Annotated in this window: 22 protein-coding genes; 12 read left to right on the plus strand and 10 right to left on the minus strand. The window is 69.9% G+C overall.

Annotated features, from left to right (window positions below; all coding sequences use genetic code 11):
* The 3 genes from OZ671_RS23465 to OZ671_RS23475 form a co-directional block, all read left to right on the plus strand.
* Positions 1–435, plus strand: a 435-nt coding sequence (locus OZ671_RS23465; protein WP_268862975.1) for a DUF3426 domain-containing protein, incomplete at its 5' end; no start/stop codon positions are given.
* Between the two features lie 69 nt (positions 436–504).
* Positions 505–1,035, plus strand: a complete 531-nt coding sequence (gene hpt, locus OZ671_RS23470) for a hypoxanthine phosphoribosyltransferase (protein WP_038303461.1) — start codon at positions 505–507, stop codon at positions 1,033–1,035.
* Between the two features lie 42 nt (positions 1,036–1,077).
* Positions 1,078–1,461: a response regulator gene (locus tag OZ671_RS23475; RefSeq protein ID WP_268862976.1), complete on the plus strand. Its 384-nt coding sequence runs from the start codon at positions 1,078–1,080 to the stop codon at positions 1,459–1,461.
* A gap of 51 nt (positions 1,462–1,512) precedes the next feature.
* Here the strand turns inward: OZ671_RS23475 and ppa are convergent, their stop codons facing one another.
* The 4 genes from ppa to rpmB all read right to left on the minus strand — a co-directional run bounded on the left by ppa (position 1,513) and on the right by rpmB (position 4,356).
* A complete protein-coding gene (gene ppa / locus OZ671_RS23480) occupies positions 1,513–2,049 on the minus strand; it encodes an inorganic diphosphatase (RefSeq protein WP_268862977.1) in 537 nt (178 codons plus the stop codon).
* A 139-nt stretch (positions 2,050–2,188) separates the two neighbouring features.
* Complete coding sequence (locus OZ671_RS23485; protein WP_268862978.1) at positions 2,189–2,698, minus strand: GNAT family N-acetyltransferase; 510 nt, start codon at positions 2,696–2,698, stop codon at positions 2,189–2,191.
* Positions 2,699–2,885: 187 nt separating this feature from the next.
* Positions 2,886–3,896 (minus strand): Tim44 domain-containing protein, encoded by a 1,011-nt coding sequence (locus OZ671_RS23490; RefSeq protein ID WP_268862979.1) that lies wholly within the window; start codon positions 3,894–3,896, stop codon positions 2,886–2,888.
* 163 nt (positions 3,897–4,059) lie between these two features.
* The gene (gene rpmB, locus OZ671_RS23495) at positions 4,060–4,356 is read right to left on the minus strand and encodes a 50S ribosomal protein L28 (protein WP_038303433.1); all 297 of its coding nucleotides are present in this window, start codon (positions 4,354–4,356) and stop codon (positions 4,060–4,062) included.
* 219 nt (positions 4,357–4,575) lie between these two features.
* On the opposite strand from rpmB, the gene OZ671_RS23500 reads away from it, so the two are divergent.
* The 5 genes from OZ671_RS23500 (at position 4,576) to OZ671_RS23520 (ending at position 15,253) form a co-directional block, all read left to right on the plus strand.
* Positions 4,576–5,316 carry an SDR family oxidoreductase gene (locus tag OZ671_RS23500; RefSeq protein WP_268862980.1) on the plus strand — a complete coding sequence of 247 codons (741 nt, stop codon included), beginning with the start codon at positions 4,576–4,578 and terminating at the stop codon, positions 5,314–5,316.
* A gap of 4 nt (positions 5,317–5,320) precedes the next feature.
* The gene (locus OZ671_RS23505; protein WP_268862981.1) at positions 5,321–5,941 is read left to right on the plus strand and encodes a 2-hydroxychromene-2-carboxylate isomerase; all 621 of its coding nucleotides are present in this window, start codon (positions 5,321–5,323) and stop codon (positions 5,939–5,941) included.
* Positions 5,942–6,218: 277 nt separating this feature from the next.
* Complete coding sequence (locus tag OZ671_RS23510) at positions 6,219–11,495, plus strand: alpha-2-macroglobulin family protein (protein ID WP_268862982.1); 5,277 nt, start codon at positions 6,219–6,221, stop codon at positions 11,493–11,495.
* Positions 11,492–13,549 (plus strand): penicillin-binding protein 1C, encoded by a 2,058-nt coding sequence (gene pbpC / locus OZ671_RS23515; protein ID WP_268862983.1) that lies wholly within the window; start codon positions 11,492–11,494, stop codon positions 13,547–13,549. Before OZ671_RS23510 ends, pbpC begins: the two co-directional genes overlap by 4 nt.
* Positions 13,550–13,555: 6 nt before the next feature.
* A complete protein-coding gene (locus OZ671_RS23520; RefSeq protein ID WP_268862984.1) occupies positions 13,556–15,253 on the plus strand; it encodes a hypothetical protein in 1,698 nt (565 codons plus the stop codon).
* Here OZ671_RS23520 and OZ671_RS23525 read toward each other — a convergent pair.
* A complete protein-coding gene (locus OZ671_RS23525) occupies positions 15,250–15,864 on the minus strand; it encodes a TetR/AcrR family transcriptional regulator (RefSeq protein WP_268862985.1) in 615 nt (204 codons plus the stop codon). The two genes, OZ671_RS23520 and OZ671_RS23525, sit on opposite strands and share 4 nt — an antisense overlap.
* A gap of 117 nt (positions 15,865–15,981) precedes the next feature.
* Here OZ671_RS23525 and OZ671_RS23530 point away from each other — a divergent pair, with 117 nt between their 5' ends.
* The 4 genes from OZ671_RS23530 to OZ671_RS23545 all read left to right on the plus strand — a co-directional run bounded on the left by OZ671_RS23530 (position 15,982) and on the right by OZ671_RS23545 (position 18,879).
* Positions 15,982–16,674, plus strand: a complete 693-nt coding sequence (locus tag OZ671_RS23530; protein WP_268862986.1) for a PspA/IM30 family protein — start codon at positions 15,982–15,984, stop codon at positions 16,672–16,674.
* A gap of 139 nt (positions 16,675–16,813) precedes the next feature.
* Complete coding sequence (locus OZ671_RS23535) at positions 16,814–17,641, plus strand: helix-turn-helix transcriptional regulator (protein WP_268862987.1); 828 nt, start codon at positions 16,814–16,816, stop codon at positions 17,639–17,641.
* An 87-nt stretch (positions 17,642–17,728) separates the two neighbouring features.
* A complete protein-coding gene (locus tag OZ671_RS23540; protein ID WP_268862988.1) occupies positions 17,729–18,460 on the plus strand; it encodes an alanyl-tRNA editing protein in 732 nt (243 codons plus the stop codon).
* 113 nt (positions 18,461–18,573) lie between these two features.
* Positions 18,574–18,879 carry a DUF1330 domain-containing protein gene (locus OZ671_RS23545; protein ID WP_268862989.1) on the plus strand — a complete coding sequence of 102 codons (306 nt, stop codon included), beginning with the start codon at positions 18,574–18,576 and terminating at the stop codon, positions 18,877–18,879.
* Between the two features lie 31 nt (positions 18,880–18,910).
* Here the strand turns inward: OZ671_RS23545 and OZ671_RS23550 are convergent, their stop codons facing one another.
* From OZ671_RS23550 to OZ671_RS23570, 5 genes are all read right to left on the minus strand, one after another.
* Complete coding sequence (locus tag OZ671_RS23550) at positions 18,911–19,237, minus strand: antibiotic biosynthesis monooxygenase (protein ID WP_268862990.1); 327 nt, start codon at positions 19,235–19,237, stop codon at positions 18,911–18,913.
* An 88-nt stretch (positions 19,238–19,325) separates the two neighbouring features.
* Complete coding sequence (locus OZ671_RS23555; RefSeq protein WP_268862991.1) at positions 19,326–19,838, minus strand: helix-turn-helix domain-containing protein; 513 nt, start codon at positions 19,836–19,838, stop codon at positions 19,326–19,328.
* A gap of 184 nt (positions 19,839–20,022) precedes the next feature.
* Positions 20,023–21,315: an MFS transporter gene (locus OZ671_RS23560; protein WP_268862992.1), complete on the minus strand. Its 1,293-nt coding sequence runs from the start codon at positions 21,313–21,315 to the stop codon at positions 20,023–20,025.
* 86 nt (positions 21,316–21,401) lie between these two features.
* Positions 21,402–22,397 (minus strand): AraD1 family protein, encoded by a 996-nt coding sequence (araD1, locus tag OZ671_RS23565; RefSeq protein WP_268862993.1) that lies wholly within the window; start codon positions 22,395–22,397, stop codon positions 21,402–21,404.
* 68 nt (positions 22,398–22,465) lie between these two features.
* Positions 22,466–23,326 (minus strand): amidohydrolase family protein, encoded by an 861-nt coding sequence (locus OZ671_RS23570; RefSeq protein ID WP_268862994.1) that lies wholly within the window; start codon positions 23,324–23,326, stop codon positions 22,466–22,468.
* Positions 23,327–23,522: the final 196 nt, after the last annotated feature.

The raw sequence follows: 23,522 nt of genomic DNA on the forward strand, positions 1-23,522 counted from the left end.
CTGCCGGTGCCGATGACCATCGTGCTGCTGGGCATGGCGCTGCTTGCGACCTTCTTCCTCGGCCGCGAGCAGGTCGTGCGCACGGTGCCCGAGAGCGCGACGGTCTATGATGCGGTGGGCCTGTCGGTGAACCTGCGCGGCGTCGATTTTCGCGACGTGAAGGGCGCCAACGAGATCGTCGACGGCGTGGTCGTCCTGGTGGTCGAGGGCCAGCTCGTCAATATTTCCGGCCGGCCGATCGACCTGCCGCGGCTGCGCCTGGCCGTGCGCGACGCGACGGGCAAGGAAATCTATACCTGGACCGCCACCGCCCCGAAGCCGCAGCTCGCGCCCGGCGAGGCCGTGCCGTTCCGCTCGCGGCTCGCGTCGCCGCCGCCGGACGGGGCTACCGTCGAGGTGCGCTTCTTCACCCGGCAGGACGCCGGCGGCAGATGACGCGGCCGTTCGGCCGCGCTAAGCCATGACCATGACCCGATTTGCTCTCAGGATCCCCGGAGGCCCGTGATGGACCGTTCCAAGATTCGCGTGCTGTATTCGGCCGAGGCCATCGCGCAGCGCGAGACCGAGATGGTGCGCGAGATCGCCGACACCAATCCGCATCGTCTGCTCGTCATCGCCGTGCTGAAGGGCAGCTTCGTGTTCGCGGCCGACCTGATCCGCGCCATGGATGCCGCCGGCATGGCGCCGGAGGTCGAGTTCATGTCGCTGTCGAGCTATCTGGAGGGCACCGTGTCGAGCGGCACGGTGCGCGTCGTGCACGACATCGAAAGCCCGGTCGCCGATCGCGACGTGCTGCTGGTCGACGACATCCTGGAAAGCGGCCGCACGCTGACCTATGCCAAGGACCTCCTGAGCGCGCGCGGCGCGCGCAGCGTGCGCACCTGCGTGCTCCTGGAAAAGCCGGGCAAGCGGGCCGTCAACCTGAATGCCGACTATGTCGGCTTCGTCTGCCCCGACGTGTTCGTCGTGGGCTATGGCATGGACGTCGCCCATGCCTGGCGCCAGCTGCCCTTCGTCGGCGTGATCGAGGACTGAACGAATGGTGCGTTTCGCGGACAGGATCGAGGGCTGACGGCAATGGCACGTGTGCTGGTCGCCGAGGACGACGAACCCGTCCGGGTCTTCGTCCGGCGGGCCCTCGAGATCGATGGTCACACCGTGGTGGAGGCGATGGACGGCGCCGAGGCGCTCGACGTGCTCGAGCGCGGCAAGGGCGCCTTCGACCTGCTGCTGACCGACATCCGCATGCCGCTGATGGACGGCATCGCGCTGGCGCTCGCCGCGGCGCCGCAGTTTCCGCAGCTGATCATTCTGCTGATGACCGGCTATGCCGACCAGCGCGAGCGTGCCCACGGGCTCGACGCCCTGGTTCACGACGTGATGACCAAGCCCTTCTCGCTCGCCGACATCAGGGCGAAGGTGGCCGAAGCGCTGGCGGCCGGCCCGAAGCGGCCGGCCTGACCGGCGAACCGGGCGGCCCGGACCGGCCGGGGATCCCGGATCCGCGCGCGCTCAGGCCTTGGCGGCCTTGGCGCGCTCGATCGCCTCGGTGATCAGCCGGCGGGCCTCGGCGGCGTCGCCCCAGCCTTCGACCTTCACCCACTTGCCCTTCTCGAGATCCTTGTAGTGCTCGAAGAAGTGCTCGATCTGCTGGCGGGTGATTTCCGGCAGGTCGGATGCTTCGTGCACGTTCTCGTAGCGGCGGGTGAGTTTTGGCACGGGAACCGCGACGATCTTTTCGTCGCCACCCGCCTCGTCGACCATTTTCAGCACGCCGACCGGGCGCACCGCGACAATGGCGCCGGGCACGATGCCGCGCTGGTTGGCGATCAGCACGTCGCAGGGGTCGCCGTCCTCGGAGAGCGTGTGCGGGATGAAGCCGTAATTGCCGGGATAGCGCATCGAGGTATAGAGGAACCGGTCGACCACGAGCGTGCCGGCCTCCTTGTCCATTTCGTATTTGATCGGCTCGCCGCCCACGGGGACCTCCACGATCACATTGACCTCGTGGGGCGGGTTCTTGCCAATCGAAACGGCGTCGATACGCATCAGGACTGTCTCCGGAAGAAGGTGGCCGCCTCGATAGCGGCAGAGGCCCCTGTGCGGCAAGTGCGCCCAAAGACTAAATATCTGCCCTGCAATGGCATGCTTTGATGGAACCCGCGCCGCAGCGGGTGGTTGAAGCCGGTCAGGCCGACCAGCCGAAGGCGGTCTTGTCGAGCGAACGGTGGCCGAAGGTTTCGGACGAACGGGCGACCGGCTTGCCGCCGAGCCCGCGATAGAAGCTCACCGCCGTCTCGTTGTCGCTCAGCGCCCAGACGACGATGCTGTCCAGGCCGTGGCCGCCGAGATCCTTGCGGGCCGCCTGGAACAGCTTGCGGCCGAGGCCGAGGCCGATGAATTTGGGCCTGAGGTAGAGTTCGTAGATTTCGCCGTCGTAAGGCAGCGCCCGGGCGCGGTTGCGGCCGTAATTGGCGTAGCCCGCCACTTCGTCGCCGAAGCCGAGAAGGGCGATGCGATTGCCCTTGCGGATCGCCGATTCCCACCAGCCGGGACCGCGCCGCGAGATCAGCTTCTCGAGCTCCGCTCCGGGGATGAGCCCACGATAGGCCGCCCGCCAGGCCTCGTCGTGCACCTCGGCCACGATCGAAGCATCAACGATGCGCGCAAGACGGATTTCGGTCGTGACGGTCTTCATGGTGTTCGAATGGAACCACGAAGGCTCCTGGCTCGCAACGGTTTCGTTAAGCGTTCGTCAACAGGTATGATCAAAGGGTTAATATTCACGGCCGAAGGGTGGCCGCCGGACGCGAAGGACCGGGCGACGAAAAAGCCCCGGCTCATCGCCGGGGCTCGCTTCTGTTTGAACGCTGGGCTTCGGGCCGTCAAGCGGTCTGCTGGATCGCCGAAAGCTGCCAGGCGCCGCCATGCGGCCTGCGGAAGGTCCAGACCTCCGTGACCTCCTCGCCGCGCGGCTCGCCGCCGATGATTCGGCCCGAGCTGCGCTCGAGCGTCACGTCGGTCAGCCCGTAGCGCATCGCTACCGTGGCATAGTCGCCGTCCTGCTCGCGCCAGGCCTCGGCAAGGTCGCCCTGCAGCAGCTTGACGTTGGAGATGCGGTTGACCGCGCCGCGCTGGGCGTTGGCCTTCAGGTCGTCAGCGAAATAGGACACCATTTCCGGCGTCGCGATCGCCCTGAGGGCGTTCAGGTCTTCGCGCGAATAGGCGTCCTGCACCTCCTGCAGCCGGCGCTCGAACATGTCGAAGTCGGCACCGGTGATGCCGATCTTGTCGACCGGGCCGGTCTGGGCGGCGACCGAGCCGCCGGCCATGCCGGGGATCGGGCCGCCGGCGAGCGGCTGCGGCGGCATGCGGTCGCCGCCGCCCATCGGTCCGGAGCCCATGCCGCCCATGCGGGCATTGGCGGGCATCGGACCCTGCGCGCCTTCGCGGCGCGCCCGCAGGAAGCGCATGACCAGGAACACCAGGCCGGCGATCAGCGCGATCTGGAACAGGAAGCCGATCATGCCCATGAGCGAGCCGAGGCCGCTCAGGAAGCCGGCGCCGCTCAGCAGGCCGAACAGGCCCGCGCCGAGGAAGCCGGCGGCGAGGCCCATGCCGAGACCGCCCCAGCGCGAGCCCTGGGCCGGCGGGGTCGCCTGCGGCCGCTGGGCCATGCCGGGCTGCTGCATGCCGGGGGCGGGCGTCGTCGTCGAGCGCTGCATCGGCTGCGCGGCGGACGGGGCTGTGTTGGTGCTCGGCGGTGCCGAATAGGTATGGCTGCCGCGGCTGCCGGACGAGCGTCCGCCGCCCGGCCGAGCCTCGGCCGAAAGCGCGCCCAGCATGAGAGCCACGGAAGCCACGGCGGTCATGCGAAAGAGGCTCTTGGTCTTCATCTGTCTCCCCAATGCGCGAAACGCGGGTGCGTCCACGCTTGACACTCAACTTAGCGTGATATGGGAGCCAGGTCGCTGCGGGACAATGCCGCATCGCCAACAACGAAAACCGGCGCCGGTTTCCCGGCGCCGGTTGGCTGGAATGTCGCGAGCGACGCAGCCGTCAGGCGGCGGCGGCTTCGGCGCGCTTCTTGGCGATGTTGGCCTTGAGCTGACGGGCCTTCGGCGACAGGTTCTCTGCGCGGGCCTTGATCAGGAAGGCATCGAGGCCGCCATTGTGGTCGACCGAGCGCAGCGCATGGGTCGAAACCCGCAGCGACACGGTCTGGCCGAGGGCCTCGGACGTGAAGGAGATGTTCTGCAGGTTCGGCAGAAAGCGATGCTTGGTCTTGATGTTCGAATGGCTGACCCGGTGGCCAACCAGAACACCCTTACCGGTGAGTTCACAACGACGCGACATCGGTCGGATCCTAAAGACGTGGCGACGGCAGGCGCCGGACGCGGGACAAGTTCAAGTCCTTTTCGGAGACGCGACCCGATAGTGATGCCGGCCGGTCCTGTCAAGCAAAACCGGCACGGCGCCTGCCGAAATCTGCCCTGGCGCCGCCTGCCGGCCGATTGACGGCGACGGCGTTCGGGTGAACTCTCGGCCAGCGAGCCACCAGCCGGGGCGATGGCGATGACCGAACAGTCGACGGGAGCCTGTCTCATTGTCGGCGCCGGAGAGGGCGTCGGGGCGGCGGTCGCCCGGGCCTTCGCACGGGAGGGGCTCAGCGTCTGCCTCACCCGCCGGCCGCGCCACCTCGACGCGCTGGAACAGCTCGCGGCGTCGATCCGCGCCGAGGGCGGCAAGGCGCATGCCTTCGGCGTCGATGCGCGCGAGGAATCCGAGATGGTCGAGCTGGTCGACCGCATCGAGGCGGAGATCGGGCCGCTCGAAGTGGTGGTCTTCAATGTCGGCGCCAATGTCTGGTTCCCGATCGTCGAGACCACGACGCGCGTCTATACCAAGGTCTGGGAAATGGCGGCGCTCGCCGGCTTCCTGACCGGCCGCGAGGCGGCGCGCGTCATGACGCCGCGCGGGCGCGGCACGGTCATCTTCACCGGCGCGACCGCCAGCCTGCGCGGCCGGGCCGAATTCTCCGCCTTCGCCGGCGCCAAGCACGGCCTGCGCGCGCTCGCCCAGAGCATGGCGCGCGAGCTCGGGCCGAAGGGCATCCACGTCGCTCATGTGGTGATCGACGGCACGATCGACGGCGCCTTCGCCCGCGGCCGGATCGCCGATCTCGACGCCCGGCTCGCCCGCGACGAAGTCCTCCGGCCCGACGAGATCGCCCGCAACTATGTCTGGCTGCACCGGCAGGGCCGATCGGCCTGGACCCATGAAATGGACCTGAGGCCCTGGACGGAGACCTTCTGACGCCATGAGCGCCGCGCCGCGAACGGTCGAGTTCATCTTCGATTTCGGCAGCCCCAACGCCTATCTGGCGGCGCAGGTCCTGCCGGCCATCGCCGCCCGCCATGGCGCGGCCGTCAGGCTGACGCCCTGCCTGCTCGGCGGCATCTTCAAGGCGACCGGCAATCAGTCGCCGGCCCAGGCCTTCGCCCCCATCAAGGGCAAGCTCGCTTACGAAATGCTGGAGCTGCGGCGCTTCGTCGCCCGCCACGGCCTGGCCCGCTTTCGCATGAACCCGCATTTCCCGGTCAACACGCTCATGATCATGCGCGGCCTGATCGCCGCGGAGATGGCGGGGGTGGCCGAGCCCTACTGCCGCGCGGTGCTGGCCGCGATGTGGGAGGACGGCGAGAAGATGGACGATCCGGCGGTGGTGCACCGGGTGCTGGACGCGGCCGGGCTCGACGGCGCGGCGATCATCGCCCGCACCCAGGACGGCGCGGTCAAGGAACGGCTCGTCGCCAATACCGAGAATGCGGTGGCGCGGGGCGTCTTCGGCATTCCGACCTTTTTTGTCGGCACCGAAATGTTTTTCGGCAAGGACCGGCTCGGGCAGGTCGAGGAGGAGCTGGCAAGACCGGCGACCTGAAGGCTGACGTGCCGCGTCCGCGGGCATTGGCCGCCTGCGGCGGTCCGGCCGGACAGGAACAGGCGAATCAGGACAAGCCCGTATCTCTCCTGATTGCCGCAACGGCAGGAGAATGATCCACTCCCGCCGCGCGGCCGTCGGGGCGTCGGACCACGCAGAGGACATCATGATGCGCATCCGAGGTCTGTTGGCGGCCGCGGGGCCGCTCGTTTTTGCTGCGGCTTTTGCTTTTTCTTTCCCCGATTTCAGCTTCGCCCAGATATCCAGAGCGCCCGACATGGAGCTGGCCCAGGGGCCGGCGCAGCCCGTGCCGCGGCCGCAGCCGGCGAGACCCGCTCCCGAAGCGCAGCGCAGCCAGGCGCAGCCGACGCCCGCGCCGCCGCCTCTGCGGATCTTCCAGCGCGATGATCTCAACGAACTCGGGCGCAAGTTCGCCGCCTGGGTCGCGACGCGCAGCGCCGGCGACACCCGCCCGATCCCGGATATCCGCCGCGATGCCGACGCTGCGACCCAGCGCGGCGATTTCCGCGCCGCGGCACGCGCCTGGGAGGTGATCGCGCTGCGCTCGGCGCCCGATACCGCGGCCTGGGTGCGCTATTCGCAGGCGCTCGGCGGCATCCGTTCCGACAATTGGCGCGAGCGGCAGCAGAACAGCGAGGACATGGTGGGCGCCGCCTACTATGCCTATCAGCGCTCGCAGAACCGCAACGAGGAGGCCTTCGCACTCGGCCAGCTGCGCCAGATCATGGTGGCGCGCCAGCAGTGGCGGCCGGCCATCGACCTTGCCCGGGCGGTCGTCGAAACGCGCGACACGCCGGAGGCGCGGGAAGCCTATGACCGGCTGCGCGAGCAGCACGGCTTCCGTTTCCGTGAGACCAAGATCGATTCGGACGGCATGCGTCCACGTGCCTGTTTCCAGTTCTCCGAGAACCTGCAGAAGGGCCGGACCGATTTCGCTCCCTTCATCCGCCAGGCCGGTGTGACCAATCCGCCGATCACGGTCGAGGACCGGCAGATCTGCGTCGATGGCCTGCGCCACGGCGAGCGCTATCAGTTCCAGCTCCTGCAGGGTCTGCCGTCGGAGATCGCCGGCGAGACCCTGATGCGCAACGTCGACGTCTCGATCTATGTCCGCGACCGCACGCCGTCGGTGCGCTTCACCGGTCGGGCCTATGTGCTGCCGCGCAACGGCCAGCGCGGCGTGCCTGTGGTCAGCGTCAATGTCGATTCCGTCGATGTCGAGATCATGCGGCTGGGCGACCGCTCCATCGCCCAGACGGTGGCGCAGGACTTCCCCAAGCCGCTCGATTCCTACGAGCTGCGCCAGCTCATCTCCGACCGCGGCATGTCCGCCTGGAAGGGCAAGCTCAGCGTCGAGAACCAGCTCAACGCCGACGTGACCACCGCCTTTCCGGTGGACGAGGCCGTCAGATCGCTCGAGCCCGGCGTCTATCTGATCACCGCCCGGCCGAGCAACGGCCGTCCCGCGACGCCGGACGACGATGATTCGAGCAGCGGCCTGGTCGCGCAGTGGTTCATCGTCTCCGATCTCGGCCTCACCGGCCTGTCCGGGGTCGACGGCGTGCATGGCTTCGTCCATTCGCTGAACTCGGCAAAGCCGCTGGCCGATACCGAGGTCCGGCTCATTGCCCGCAACAACGAGGTGCTGGGCGTCAAGCGCACCGATGCGAGCGGCCATGTCCGCTTCGAACCCGGCCTGACGCGCGGCGAGGGCGCGCTGCAGCCGGCGCTGCTGGTCGCCTCCACGGCCCAGGGCGACTACGCCTTCCTGAACCTGCGCCAGCCGGCCTTCGACCTCTCGGACCGGGGCGTCGCCGGCCGCGAGGTGAGTGGCCCGCTCGATGCCTTCCTGGTGCCGGAGCGCGGCATCTATCGGCCAGGCGAGACCGTCTACCTCACCACGCTTCTGCGGGACGGCAAGGGCGATGCGGTGCCGAACGTGCCGCTGACGCTGGTTGTCACGCGGCCCGACGGCGTCGAATACCGGCGCATCGTCACCCAGGACCAGGGCGCCGGCGCGCGCGCCGTGCCGATCCCGATCGTCTCCTCGGCGCCGACCGGCACCTGGCGTGTCCAGGCGATCACCGACCCGCGCAGCCCGGTGGCCGGCACGGTCTCGTTCCTGGTCGAGGACTTCGTGCCCGATCGCATCGCCTTCGACCTGACCCCGACGGCCGACCGGCTGACGCGGGGCGGCAGCTTCGGCGCCAGCGTCGACGCGCGCTATCTGTTCGGCATGCCCGGCGCCGATCTCGGCGTCGAGGGCGAGGTGGTGATGGAAACCACCACCAGCCTTCCCGACTTTCCCGGCTACGAGTTCGGCCTCGGCGACGAGGACACCAAGCGCGACCGCCAGCCGCTGCCCGACGGCATCACCACCGACGGCCAGGGCAAGGTGACGCTGGCCGCGCCACTGCCGCGGATGGAGGACACGACCCGGCCGCTGACCGCCCGCCTGCAGGTGCGGGTCGCCGAACCCGGCGGGCGCGCGGTCGAGCGCAGCACCGCCCTGCCGGTCCTGCCCGGCACGCCGATGATCGGCATCAAGCCGCTGTTCGACGGCCACCGGGCCGGCGAGAACGAGACCGCGGCCTTCGAGGTGATCAGCGTCGCCGGCGACGGCCGGACCCGCACCAGCGGCACGCTGACCTGGCAGGTCCTGAAGCTGGAGACGCGCTGGGCCTGGACGCGGGGCGTCACCGGCTGGGCCAGCCAGGCAATCGTCACGACCCGCCGGGTCGACGGCGGCCAGATCCAGACGGCGCCCGGGCAGGCGGCGCGCATCCAGGTGCCGGTCCAGTGGGGCCGCTACCGGGTCGAGGTCTCGGGCGGCGACGTCGCCGGGCCGATCTCGACCGTGGTCTTCTCCGCCGGCTATGGCGGGGAGGGGACGGCCGACACGCCCGACGTGCTCGACATGAGCCTCGACAAGCCGGCCTATCGCACCGGCGACACCATGACCATTTCGATCAATGCCCGCTTTGCCGGCACCGCGACGGTCGCCGTGCTGGGCGACCGGCTGCTCGCCGAACGGACGATCGAGGTGCCGCAGGGCCAGAGCAAAGTGACCGTTCCGATCGGCGAGAACTGGGGAGCCGGCGCCTATGCGACGGTGTTCCTGCGCCGGCCGCTCGATGCCGCCGCCTCGCGCATGCCGGGCCGCGCCATCGGCCTTGCCTGGTTCGGCGTCGACACGGCCGAGCGGCGGCTCAGGGTCAGCCTCGATGCGCCCGAGAAGATCGCGCCGCGCGCGGCGCTGAGGGTGCCGGTCAAGGTCGAAGGCCTCGCCCCGGGCGAGGAGGCGCGGGTGACGGTCGCGGCCGTCGATGTCGGCATTCTCACGCTGACCAATTACCAGCCGCCAAAACCCGACGACTACTATCTCGGCCAGCGGCGGCTCTCGGCCGAGGTCCGCGACCTCTACGGCCTGCTGATCGACGGCATGTCGGCGGCGCGCGGCTCGATCCGCTCCGGCGGCGACGGCCCGGCCAGCCGCTTCAACGGGGCGCCGCCCGCGCAGGAGCCGCTGTCGCTGTTCTCGGGCATCCTGACCGTCGGTCCCGACGGCCGTGCCGAGGCGGTGTTCGACATTCCCGACTTCAACGGCACGGTCCGCCTGATGGCCATGGCCTGGACCACTACCAAGCACGGCTCGGCCTCGCGCGACGTCGTTGCCCGCGATCCGGTCGTGGTTTCGGCGACGCTGCCGCGCGTGCTCGGCCACGCCGACAGGGCGACGGCGCGGTTCGACCTCGTCAATGCCGAGGCACCGGCGGGCGAATACCGGCTCACCGTCACTCCGGAGGGACCGCTGCAGATCGGCCGGGCCGAGTCGACCGTCCGCCTCGGCGCCAATGGCGGCCGCGGCGCCGTGTCGGTGCCGCTGAGCGCGAGCGGGCTCGGCGTCGGGCGCCTCGGCGTCCGGCTGACCGGCCCGAACGGGCTCGACGTCACCTCGCGCTATGCGCTCGGCGTCAGGCCGGCGCTGCCCGACGTGTCGGCGCGGACGATCCTGACCATGAACCCGGGCGAATCGGTCACCGTCTCGCGCGACCTCGTGCGCGACTTCGTGCCCGGTTCCGGCCAGGTCGCGGTATCGGTGGGGCCGTCGACGGCGATCGACATTCCCGGCCTCCTGCTGGCGCTCGATCGCTACCCCTATGGCTGCACCGAGCAGACCACCAGCCGCGCGCTGCCGCTGCTCTATCTCGGCGTGCTGTCGGCCGCCGAGGGCGGGCTCGGCATGGAGACGCCGGTCGCCGAGCGGATCCGCGATTCGATCGACCGGATCCTGTCGCGCCAGTCGGGCTCCGGCAGCTTCGGGCTGTGGTCGGCGGGCAGCGGTGAGGATTCCTGGCTCGACGCCTATGTCACCGACTTCCTGCTGCGCGCCCGCGAGCAGGGCTACAGCGTGCCGGCGACGGCCTTCCAGCTCGCCGTCGACCGGCTGCGGACGATCGTCGCCTCGACCAACGGGGTCGGCAGCAACAAGGGCATGGATCTCGCCTATGCCCATTACGTGCTCGCCCGCTCCGGCCGCGGCGCGCTGTCGGAACTGCGCTGGCTCGCCGATACCCAGGTCGGCCAGATCGGCACACCGATGGCGCGGGCGCAGCTCGGCACGGCGCTGGCGCTGATGGGCGACACGGCCCGGGCCGAACGGGTCTTCACCTCGGCGGTCGCCTTGCTCGGCGATGCCAGGCAGGTCGATCTCGGCCGCTATGACTACGGTTCGCGCCTGCGCGACGCGGCGGCGATCATGGCGCTCGGCGCGGAGGCCCGGCTCGACCGGCGGGTCACGGCCCGCGCCCAGCAGATCGTCGAGGATCTGCGCAGCCGGACGCGCTACCTGTCGACGCAGGAGCAGGTCTGGCTGGTGCTGGCTGCCCAGGCGCTGATCGAGGACGCCAAGCGCATCTCGCTCGACGTCGGCGGCGCCCAGCACCAGGGCGCGCTTGCCCGCACCCTGCGCTCGGCCGAGGTCAATGACGGCCTTGCCCTGCGCAATACCGGCCCGGACCCGATTCGCGCCGTGGTGACCGCCACCGGCACGCCGACGGCTCCCGAGCCGGCGGCGGCGAACGGCTTCACCCTGCAGCGACGCTACATGACGCTGGACGGCCGGCCGGCCGACATAACGCGGGTCGCCCAGGGCACGCGGCTCGTCGTGGTGCTCGCCGTCACCGAGGCCGCGCCCCAGCTCGGCCAGGTCATGCTGGTGGACAGGCTGCCGGCAGGCTTCGAGATCGACAATCCGAGCCTCGTCGCCAGCGCCGACACCTCGGCCCTGCGCTGGCTGCCGCGCGAGCCGGTCCAGCCGGCCTACCAGGCGTTCCGCGACGACCGCTTCATGGCCTCCTATGCCCGCTCGCCGGGCGCCCGCAGCGCCTGGCAGGCGGCCTACATGATCCGGGCGGTGACGCCCGGCCAGTATGTGGTGCCGCCGGCGACGGTCGAGGACATGTACCGGCCCGAGCGCAGCGCGCGCACGGCGGCCGGACAGTCCGAAGTGACGGCGGGCGGGCGGCCGTGACACGCCGCCGCCTCATCGGCCTCGCGGCCGGCGGGCTCGTGCTCGCCGGCCTTGCCGGCGGCTATGGCTTCTGGCGTCTCGGCGAGGGGCCCGACGGCGGCGCCACGGCCTTTTCGCGCGAGGTCGTCGACCGGCAGGACCGGCTGCTCCGGCCGTTCCAGACCGATGACGACATGTGGCGTTTCCCGGGAGCGGTCGGCGCCGTCGATCCGCTGTTCCTGCGCATGCTCAAGGCCTATGAGGACCGGCGGTTTTCGTCGCATCCGGGCGTCGATCCCCTGGCGCTCGGCCGTGCCGCCGGCCAGTGGCTGGCCAATGGGCGCATCGTCTCCGGCGGTTCGACGCTGGCGATGCAGGTCGCGCGGCTGATCGACAAGCGCGAGGACGGCCGCTCGCTGTTCGTCAAGCTGCGCGAGATGGCGCGCGCGGTCAGGCTCAGGCAGACGCTGGGCGAGGAGCGCATTCTCGATCTCTATCTGTCGCTCGCCCCCTATGGCGGCAATGTCGAAGGCATCCGGGCCGCTTCGCTCGCCTATTTCGGCAAGGAGCCGCGCCGCCTGTCGCCGGGCGAGGCGGCGCTGCTGGTCGCCCTGCCGCAGGCGCCGGAAACGCGCCGGCCGGACCGGTTCCCGGAGCGGGCCCGGCGGGCGCGCGACCGCGTTCTCGATCGGATGCTGCTCGCCGGCGTGCTCAAGCCGGAGCAGGTCGCGGCCGGCAAGGCGGAGCACGTGCCGACGGCGCGGCGCGCCATGCCGGCCTTCGCCTGGCATGCGAGTGCCGAGGCGGTTGCCGCCGAACCTGGCCGCCGGGTGCATCGGCTGACCCTCGACCGCGGCCATCAGGAGGCGCTGGAGGCGCTGGTGCGCGAGCGGGCGCGTGCCGCCGGCGCCAAGATCTCGGCCGGGCTCGTCGCCATCGATCACCGCAGCGGCGAAGTGATCGCCAGGATCGGCGCCGCCGATCCGCTCGATACCGAGCGCCAGGGCGCCGTCGACATGACCCGTGCGATCCGGTCGCCCGGCTCGGCCCTGAAGCCCTTCATCTACGCGCTCGCCTACGAGGCCGGGCTCGCCCATCCGGAAACGCTGATCGAGGATCGGCCGCAGCGCTTCGGCAGCTATGCGCCGGTCAATTTCGATCGCGGCTACCAGGGCACGGTCTCGACCCGCAACGCGCTGCAGATGTCGCTCAACGTGCCGGCCGTGGCGCTGCTCGAGGCCGTCGGGCCGCAGCGCTTCATGTCGCGCCTGGAGCAGGCCGGCGTCCGGCCGGCGCTGCCGCGCGGCGAGGTGCCCGGCCTTGCCATCGGTCTCGGCGGTGTCGGCCTGCGTCTCGTCGACCTCGCCGCGCTCTATGCCGGGCTTGCCCGCCTCGGCGACATGCCGGCGCTGATCGAACGGCGTGACCTGCCGGCCCCGCCGGCGCCGCGGCCGCTGGCCGAGGAGGCAGCCGCCTGGGCGGTCGGCGACATCCTGACCGATGCGCCGGCCCCGGAATCGGCCCTGACCGGGCGCTATGCCTACAAGACCGGCACGTCCTATGGTTTCCGCGACGCCTGGGCGATCGGCTTCGACGGCCAGCGCACCATCGCGGTCTGGGTCGGCCGGCCTGACGGATCCTCGATCCCCGGCCTGACCGGACGCACCGCCGCGGCGCCCATCCTGTTCGACGCCTTCGCCCGGCTCGGCCCCTATGCGCCCTTGCCCGGCCGGCCCGCTCATCTGCAGGCCCTGACCAACAGCCAGCTGCCGCCGCCGCTGCGCCGGTTCGGCGCGGCGCGCGAGGAGGCCGGCGATACCCGCGAGCTGAAGATCGCCTTCCCGCCCGACGGCGTGCGCATCGATCTCGGCGCCGCGGCCGGCCCGATGGAGCAATTGCCGGTGCGCACCGTCGGCGGGCGGCCGCCCTTCACCGTGCTCGTCGACGGCCGGCCGGTGGCGCGTTTCGGGGCCCAGCGGCAGGCCAATGTCGCGCCCGACGGGCCGGGCTTCACCACCCTGTCGGTGATCGATGCGGAGGGTCGCAGTGCCAGCGTGACGGTGCGGGTGGAGTGAGGGGGCGTGATCATATCGACACCCACCATCGCGGGCAGCGGCGCGATCTCGGCCGTGTTCGCGGGTCCGGCCGGAACCATGCTGGCGGTCGCCAGCAGCTTTCCACTGCTGACCAATCCGCCGGGGCGGGCGGCCTATGCGGGCCAACACCTGCGCTATCGGCTCGCGCTGCACCGGCCCGGCGAGGCAGCGCCCTTCGCGGTCTTCGACCGCCTGCGGCTGCCGATCAACGATGTCGGCTTCCATACCTCCGATCCGGTCGTCGCCATCGCCGCCGGCAGCTATGACGGCGGTTATGTCTTCGAAGGCGATCTCTGGTTCTGGGACTGGCGCTCGGACCGCGCCTGGCAGCCCGCCAAGGCCGTGCCGGAGGTGGAACGCTGCCGGTTCAGCGCGGATGGTCGGCAGCTCGACATCCTGGTCAGGCCATGGGACGAGGGCTGGGCCGAGGCCGAGGAGGATCCCTTCGACCGGTCCTATCCCGCCCGCGTGCCTTACGCTCCGGCTGCTTCGGCAGAGCCGGTCGCGGTCGTCATCGATGCCGCGGCCGCGATTGCGCGCGACGCCCTGCCCGTCGCGGCCGACGGGATGCGCGACGCGGCGGCTGTCGAACGCAGCCTGAAGGATTGGCTCGCCGTCGGCACACTCGACCGGCGCGGCGCGATCTGGGATCTCGCCTTCCTCGATGCACAGCGGGTCGCAGCGGTGCATGACGGCTGCCTCATGGAGGTGCATGACCTCGCCGCGGGCACGGTGAAGAGCTTCCGGCGGGACGGGCGTCACGGCGCCGCCATCCTGCGGACCGTGCCGCCTCTCGTCGTCGCCCGTAGCGGTTCCGGCCGCGGAGGCGAGGGCGTCGATCTCTTGCGGTTCACCGGAGAGCGGCTCGTCGACGTCGCGCATTTCGAGGGCCACTACGTTTTCAGCGCCGCGTCGGACGGAGCGCTCGTCGGGCGGCTGGACCGGCACCGTGCCGGCAAGGCTTCGGCCGATGTGATCATGACGTCGGCGACCGCCGCGCCGCGGCCGGTCGATCTCGGCCACTACGACTGTTTCAACCATTTCCTCGGCATCGACGGTGCGCCGTCGCTTTTCGTCATCCAGGGAGCTCCGCCGGACCAGCACCAGCACAAGCGGCTTTGCCGCGTCCGGGCCGACGGGACGGTCGAGCCGCTCTGGCCGCTGCTGGCCGACGACGGCAGTCCCGCGAGCCATGCGATGGAATGCCTCGGCTGTCACGTCGAGGACGAGCTCGGGCCGGCCGTGGTTCTCGCCGGCCGGCACTATGATCCCGATCCGCGGCGCGGCGAGCGAGGCTTCCTGTTCCGCCGCCCCATCGGTCCCCCAGACGCCGGACGCGCGGGCTCACCCGGCCGGCTGCGCCGCGCGGCGGTCCCGGCCGACACCTGGCGCCATGCCACCGCGGCGGCGGCGAGCGCCATGGTGTTCATGCCCGCCGCGGGGCTCGTCGCCGTTGCCTTTCTGGACGGTGGGCTGAGCCTCTTCGATGCCGCCGACGGCACGGCGGCCGTCGCCGGCCGGGTGACCATCGGCGGGTTTCCGACCGTGATCTATGCGATGGACGCCCGCGACGAGACGCTCGCCATCGGCACGTTCGACGGGCGGATCGCGGTCGTCACCGTGGCGGCGCTGAAGGCCCGTGCCGGCGCGGAGCGCATCGAACTCGGGCAGGACAGGATCTAGGCGGCGGCCGGCGCTCCGGTTGCGGCCGGAAGGCCGGCGACCCAGGCCCGCACCATCACCGTCAGGCCCCGGGCGATGACCGCGTCGGGCGTCGAGCCGAGCTTTTCCTCGAGCCCGATGGAAACGATGCCGTGGACTGCCGAGAACAGCGTGCGGGCGAGCGATTGCCGGGCGTTGGCGTCGAGATGCGGCACGAGTGTTTCCAGCGGCTCCTCGATATGGCGGAACAGTCGGCCGATCAGCGCCAGGTACCAGTCGGGCGGCATGATCCCCTCGGGCAGCTGGTGAGCGAAGACGGCGCGCCAGTGCCGGCTGTCGCCGCGGGTGAACCGGTGATAGCCGAGCGCCAGCTGCAGCATGGCTGCCTCGGGATCGTGCACGGGCAGATCGGCTCCGAGCGCGGCGTCGAGGCGCTTCAGCGTGCGCGCATTGACCTCGAAGATCAGGGCGTCGAGATCGGGAAAGACATTGTAGATCGCGCCCAGCGCGCAGCCGACGGCCTCCGCGAGCGCCCGCGCCTTGAGGCCGGTGAGGCCGTCGCGCCCGATCGCCTCGTCGGCGGCGTCGATCAGCGCATCGCGCAGGCGCGCCCGTCTTTCGGTGCTGTTCATCCGATCTCGTCCCCCGCCCTCGAAAAATTATGAACGATGTTCAAAATCCCCTTGAACGCCGTTCACGGTGCTGCTATGGATTGTCCATGAACGCTGTTCATAGCGACGGAGCGCCCAATGTTCAAGACCGTCATCTCCCTGTTCCGCGGCCGCTATTCGCCCGGCCTCCTGTCGGCCCTGCGCGTCGCCGGCTTCATCGATGAGGATCGGCGCGAGGCCGCGCTGTCGCTCGATCTGGCCGAACGCGCACTCGGCGCAGCCGTCAGTGCGAATGCGAAGGAACTGCGCCGCGTCGCATCGCTCGACCGGCGCATCGCGCAGCTCGAGCAGCGCGCCAGCCAGGAGCTCGGCGAGGGACGGATCCCCGCCGCCGCCGAGACGGCCGGCCGCATCGCGAGCCTCGAGCGGCTGCGGATCACGGCTTGTGAAACGCAGAAGGGACTTGCCTCGGAGGTGCGCCGGCTGAAGCGGGACGTTGCCGCTGCGCGCGACCGCCTCGCCGACTGGGAGCGCGACCAGCGCATCGCCCATCTCGTCGCGGTCGCCGAGCGGCTGCGTGAACGCCCCGCCGGCCGGGCGCGCAACGAGCAACTCGCCGAGACCGAGGCGACGCTCGCCCGGCTCAGGGCGAACCAGGCCAGGAGCGAGGCCGCCGCCAGCGCGCGTGAGGCGCTCAACAATGCCGCGGTCTCGATGGACATTGCCGGCGTGCTGGCCGCAGCCGGCTTCGGCGCCCGGCCGCAGCCGACGGCGGAGGAGGTGCTGCTGCGCCTGCGCACCCGGGCGGCGGCCCTGCGCCTGGTCGGCTGAGCGCCGAGCGCGGCGCGCCACATGCGGCCGCCATGGTTGACGCGGGTGCCGATCCGGCGACATCATCGCCGCCGCGGCGAGCCCCCGCGGCACAGCGCGGGGGCCTCGGGATGTTTCGGCCTCAGCCTCGGAGTGCGCGATGGCGCGGCACGATCCTCACAACCGCACTGTCTACTGGAACGACCGGCACATACCGGGCCTCAGCCTGATGTGCGCCGATTTCACCACCCACTCCTATCCGCCGCATGTGCACGAGGCTTTCGTCGTCGCGGTGACCGAAGATGGCGGGGCCGAGGTCAAGAGCCGGGGCCAGGTCGGCCAGGCGCACGCGGCATGCCTTTTCGCCTTCAATCCGGCCGAGCCGCATTCCGGCTGGATGGGGGCGAGCCCGCGCTGGCGCTACCGCGGCTTCTACCTGCCGCAGCGCGCCATCCATGCGCTTGCCGCCGGGCTCGGCATCGAGCGCATTCCCTATTTCACGCGCAACGATTTCACCGATCCCGACCTGATCGCGGCTTTCCTGTCGCTGCACCGCCGGCTGCAAGCCGATGATGATCCGCTCGCAGGGCGCGAGGCGCTGTTGTCGGCTTTCGGCATGCTGTTCGACCGCCACGGCAGTGGCGGCGAGCGAGCCGAGGCGGCGCCCGCCGACCGCGTGCTGTTCGAGCGGATCAGGAAGGAGATGGCGGAGCGGGTGGCCGAGCCGTTGACGCTCGACCAGCTTGGCCTGCGTTTCGGCCTCACCGAATTCCAACTGATCGGCCTGTTCAACCGCGTCGCCGGCATCACCCCCCATGCCTATCTGACCCAGCTCAGGCTGAACGCCGCCTGCCGGATGCTGAAGCGGCAGAAGGCGATCGCCGACGTCGCGCTCGCCTCCGGTTTCTACGACCAGAGCGCCCTGACCAGACATTTCAAGCGCTGCTACGGCATTACGCCCCTGCAGTTCGCCAAGGCCGCCGCCTGACGCGGGCGTCCGGCGCAATTCTCGCCAATACCGGCGGCGCGGCGTCGGGCAAGCTGCCGGGCTCTTCGATCAGGAGCTGCAGTCTTCATGCAACGGCCATTCTACCATGACCATCCCGACGATCTCGCCGTGACGACCGAAGTCGTCGCGGCACGGCCAGGGCGCGTGGCGCTCGCCCGCTCGCCGTTCTTCCAGGGCGGCGGCGGCCAGCTCGCCGATCGCGGCCTGATCCGCTGGAGCGGCGGCGAAGCCGCCATTGCCGGTTTCGAGACGGCCGAGGGCCAGGCCTGGGCCCTGCTCGCGGAGCCGGTCGAGCCCGCCGGCACGGTGGAAGCGGTGGTCGATCCGGCCTTCCGGCAGATGATGCGCGAGCTGCACACCGATACCCACCTCCTCAACGCCTATGTCTTCCAGCTCTTCGATGGCGCCCTGGTGACCGGCGTGCAGATGAACGAGGACGGCACGGCGCGCATGGATTTCGATCTGCCGGATGCCGACAGCGAGCGGCTGCGCCGTCTGGACGAGCCGATCAATGCCGCGATCCGTCAGGACCTGGCGGTGACCGACAGCTATGTGCCGCTGGCGGCAGCCCAGGCCGAGCATGGGCTCATCCGCACCCGCTCGGCCGCGCCGCCGCCGACCGCCGACGGGCTGATCCGGATCGTCGAGATCGCCGGCCTCGACCGTCAGGCCTGCGGTGGCACCCACCTCGCCTCGACCGGCGCGTCGCGTCCGGTCAAGGTCCTGAAGATCGACAACAAGGGCCGGCACAACCGGCGGATCAAGATCGGTCTTGTCGGCCTGGCGCCGGGAACCTGAGCGGCGGGCCATCCGGCTGCGGCCTCACATGCGGGGCGGCATCGATATCGGGCGACAGGCAAGACCACGCCCGGCGCCGCGGCAGGGGACGCAAGGGGCGACAGGAGGACAGGATGGCACGCGGCTACTGGGTGGCGCATGTCGATATCAACGACCACGAGACCTATCGCAAATATGTCGAGGGCAACGGACCGGCCTTCGCCAAGTTCGGCGGCCGCTTCCTGGTGCGCGCCGGCCGCTACGAGGTGGTGGAGGGCACCACGCGCGAACGCAATGTGGTGGTCGAGTTCCCGTCCTACGAGGCGGCGCGCGCGTGCTGGCATTCGCCCGAATACCAGGCCGTTCTCAAATACCGGACGGCCGCCTCGATCGCCGATCTCGTGATCTTCGAAGGCTATGACGGCGAGCAGCCGGCCTGACCGGCGGTTGCGCCCGCCGGCGGAGCCGCGCTCAGGCACCGAGGTCCGCCTCGGTCACGACGACCGCGTGATGCGAGCAGGTCGCGTCGAACCGCGACAGCAGTTCGCGGGCGCGCGGCGCGACATTGGCGCGCTCATAGTCCTCGCCGGCGAAGGCCTTGACCGCCTCGAGCGACACGAAGCGGGTGACGGTGGTGAACTCGATCTCGCCATCCGCGCGGTCGCGACGCAGCACGCTGACGCCGGCGAAGCCGGGCAGGCGCGCCGCGGCCGGCAGGAAGCTCTGCCGCAGGAAGGCCTGATAGGCGTCCGCCGCGGCGGTGGAGGCGGCATAGCCGCGCCAGATCCGTGCGATCATCCCGGGTCTCCCGTGTCGGAGCGCCATTAGGCCATGCGGCCAGGCCCGGCGTATTGGCCGAAACTGCGGGCCGCGGGCGCGCCGGGGCTCAGAGGCGGCGGCCGAGGCGCTTTTCGACCTCGCGTCTTTCCCAGTCGCCGTTCAGGAAGGGAATCTTGTCGAACGCCTTCAGGCCGTGCATGGCGAGACCGAGGCCCCAGCCGAGCGCGACCCAGCCGACCCAGAGATAGCGCGGCGAAGTCCAGAGATTGACGATCGTCAGGACCGCGAGGATCAACGCATATTGGGCGAGATGCAGGTAGAAGGCCTTGATCTTCCTGACGCGCAGGAGGACGAGGGCCTCGTCCTCGCCGACGGTCGGTTCGGGAACGGGCAGGGTCGGGCTGGTCGGCATGGCGGGCATTTCGGGGCTCCTCAAGGTGTTGAAATCCACCTCGAAAACCGCCGCCAGGCTCTTCAGCGTCTCCGTGCTGGCCGGCTGGCCGCGCTCGATCCGCTGAATCGTGCGCACGCTGAGGCCGCTGAGCGCGGCGAGTTGCTCCTGGGACCAGCCGCGCTGGATCCTGAGCTTCTGGACGAGAATGGTGGGGTCTTCGATCATGGCCCGCCGATCACATGCCGAAAGGGCCAGCGGGCGCCACGTCACGACCCCGCCAGCGTCCCGACATTTACCCGACAGTCGGCCTGCCGTCTGCCTCCGGCGACGGCGCTCGGCGCGCCGGCCCTGTTGTCCAAGGCCGGGGCCGGCCGGCTTCGGCGTAGCGTCCGCGGCCGGACCCGCTGCCTCAGGAGGCCCGGGCCGGCCTGTCCCGCAGCAGCAGCCAGATCACGGCGCCGGCGGCCAGCAGGCCGGCCAGCACGATCAGGCCGGCGGAATAGTCGCCGGTCGCCGATTTCAGATAGCCGACCATGTAGGGGCCGGCGAAGCCGCCGATATTGCCGAGCGAATTGATCAGGGCGATGCCGGCGGCGGCGGCCGTGCCGACCAGGAAGGCCATGGGGCGCGCCCAGAAGGCGGCGAGCGAGGCATAGAGCCCGGCCCCGGCGACGGTCAGGAAGACCAGCGCCAGCTGCGGCTGGGCCATGGTCATGCCGGCCAGCCACAAGCCGGCGGCGGCGATCAGCATGGGCAGCGCGAAATGCCAGCGCCGCTCGCCGGTCGCGTCCGAATGCTTGCCGTTCGCCACCATCGCGATGAGGCCGGCAATATAGGGCAAGGCGCCGACAAAGCCGGTCTGCAGTGTCGTGAACTTCAGCTGGGCAAGGATCTGCGGCAGGAACAGGGTCAGTCCATAGGAGCCGCAGGCATAGCAGAAATAGGCGATGACGAAGCCCCAGACGGTCGGGCTGCGCAGGGCATAGCCAAAGTCGTGCCGCCCTTCGCTGGATGCGGCGCGCACCTCGCGCTCGAGCGTGTCGGTCAGCCAGGCCTTCTCGGCGGGGCTCAGCCAGGCGACGTCGCGCGGACGGTCCGGCAGGCAGGCGAGGACGATGAAGCCGAGCAGGATGGCGGGCGCTCCCTCGACGAGGAACATCAACTGCCAGCCCGAGAGATTCATGATGGTCTTGTCGAAGCTGACGAGCCAGGCGGACAGCGGCGCGCTGACGATGACCGCGATCGGAATGCAGGTCAGGAACAGTGCATTGGCCTTGCCGCGATGCGCGTCGGGATACCAGTAGGTCAGGTAGAGATAGACGCCGGGAAACAGGCCGGCCTCGGCCACCCCGAGCAGGAAGCGCAGCGTGTAGAACGACCAGATGCCGCCGACGAAGGCCATGCCCATGGTGACCAGGCCCCAGGTGATGGCGATGCGGGCGAGCCAGCGGCGCGCGCCGACCTTCTGCATCACGAGATTGCTGGGAATTTCGAACAGGCAGTAGCCAACGAACAGAATTCCCGCCCCCAGGGCGAAAGTCGTGACGGTGAGTCCGAGCTCGCTGTTCATCTGCAGCGCGGCGTAGCTGATGTTGACGCGGTCGATGAACGACACGACCGCCAGGATGAACGGAATGAAGATGATCCGGCGGTCGAGTTTGCGGATCGTCGATTGTTCGAGCTCTGAGGCCGATGGCTGCATGTTTCCCCCCGGGGATCGCGCGGCCGGCCGGCAGGGGGCGGCCCGCGTCTGTTGCTGGTTCGTGGCGGTGAGGCGGCGTCCGGCCGCTACAGCGACTTCACGGTGAAGCGCGGCGCCGCGACGGCGGTCATCGTGTTGCGCAGCGGCCGGCCGAAGGCGGGCACGTCGATCTCGAAGCGATCGCCGTCCTGCGCGGTGACGCCATGGGCGCAGCTGAGCAGTGCGGCACCCATGAAATAGGCGTGCAGGTCGCCCGGGCGGCGGAACGTGTCGTACCGGAAATGGTAATGTTCGAGATTGCGGATCGAGTGCGACATGTTGCGCTCGCCGCTGAGGAACTCGCCTTCCCAGAGCGTCGCGTCGCCGCGCCGGATGCGCACCACGCCTTCGACATGGTCGGGCAGCGGGCCGACCAGCAGCTCCGGGCCGATCGAACATTGCCGCAGCTTGGAGTGGGCCGTGTAGAGATAGTTCAGCGCTTCGGTCACCTGGTCGGAGAACTCGTTGCCCATGGCAAAACCCAGGCGCCAGGGCGTGCCGTCGGGGCCGATGAGATAGAGCCCGACGATTTCCGCCTCTTCGCCGCCGGCGAGCGCATAGGCCGGCAGTTCGAGCGGCGCTTCCGGCGCCACGATGCAGGTGCCGACACCCTTGAAGAACCACTCGGGCTGGACGCCGACCTCGCCTTCGGCGGGCTTGCCGCCGTCGATGCCCATGCGGAAGATCTTCATGGAATCGGAGAGCTCGGCGTCCTCGCCATGCTCGAGAGCATGCATCTTGTCGCGGGCATCGGCGCTGCCGAGATGGGTGAGCCCGGTGCCGGTGACCAGGAAGCGCGCCGGCTCGGGATGATCGAGCGGCGGCAGGATGCGGCCCGAGGCGAGGATGTCGTCATAGTCGACCGGCGCCCCGCGCGTCAGCGTCGCGCAGAAGGCCGCGAGCGTTTGGCCGCTGGCGATCGCCGCCGTCGCGAGATCGTAGGTGGTGCCGTAGCCGGCAAGCGGCGTGACGGTCCGGCCGTCGTCTCCGACGATGGCGACGCGGCGGGTCTGGTCGGTTTCGCGGTATTGAACGAGATGCATGGACTGTCCTGTCGTCCGGAACGGACGGTTGAAGGGGGCAGGGGATGGCAGGGGCGGGCGGATCGGGATCAGCCGGGATAGCCGCCGTGCCACCAGTGCTCGAACGGGTTGGAATGGAGGATCCGGTCGATCGTCGTGGCGGCGACACGCGGCAGGCGCGTACCCTCGACCTGGTCGTTGATGCCGCGCAGGCCGGCGATCGATTCCTCGACCGTGCTCCAGGGGAAATCGGTTCCCCAGAAGATCTTGTCGCGCTCGGTGATCAAGTATTCCTGGGCGCAGACCAGGATATTGTAGAACTGCCACGGCCGGTAATACAGCGCCGACACTTCGCAATAGACGTTCGGCTGCTTGCGCGCGACGATGATGCACTCCTCGTACCAGGGGTGGCCCATATGGGCCATGACCATCTTGAGGTCGGGATAGCGCGTGGCGATGGTGTCGACATCGAGCGGACGGCCGTACTGCACCGGTGCATTGGCGCCGAAGGTCGTGCCCATATGCATGGTCAGCGGCAGATTGTGCTTCTGCAGATAGTCGTAGACCGGCACCATGCGCGGATCGAGCAGCGAGACGCCGTTGTAGATCGGACCGAACTTCACGCCCTTCAGCTTCAGGTCCTCGATCGCGTGGACGAGCAGGTCCATATAGTCCGGCCGGCGCGGGTCGACCGCGGCAAAGCCGACGAACTTGTCCGGATACCGGGCGACGGCCCGCGCGGTGACCTCGTCATCGCCGTCGACGCCGATCGAATCACCGTAGCGCAACGAAAAGATGATCGCCTTGTCGACACCGGCCATGGCGCTGTGGACCGTGTCGGGATCGGCCGCCAGTCCCATCGCGCCCGGGCGCGAGGACGGCGTGAGGCTGTGGAACAGCGGCCGCGTCTGCGCCGCGTCGAACACGTTCACATGGCAGTCGACGATCACAGCGTCCTCCTGTCGCGGGCGGCGTCGCGCGCGGTGCCGATCATGGGTCTTGAGCATTTAACGTTACATGTGATCAATCGGCTGCTTCAAGCGCTCGAGGCATGTTCGATTTGCATGGCAATCCCTGCGAGATTGCAGCTTATCAAGCGTGGCGCTGCGGCGTGGGCCTTGCCTCTCCGCCATGTATCGTTAAATT

The sequence above is a fragment of the Phreatobacter sp. AB_2022a genome (assembly GCF_026847585.1).
Classification (GTDB): Bacteria; Pseudomonadota; Alphaproteobacteria; order Rhizobiales; family Phreatobacteraceae; genus Phreatobacter.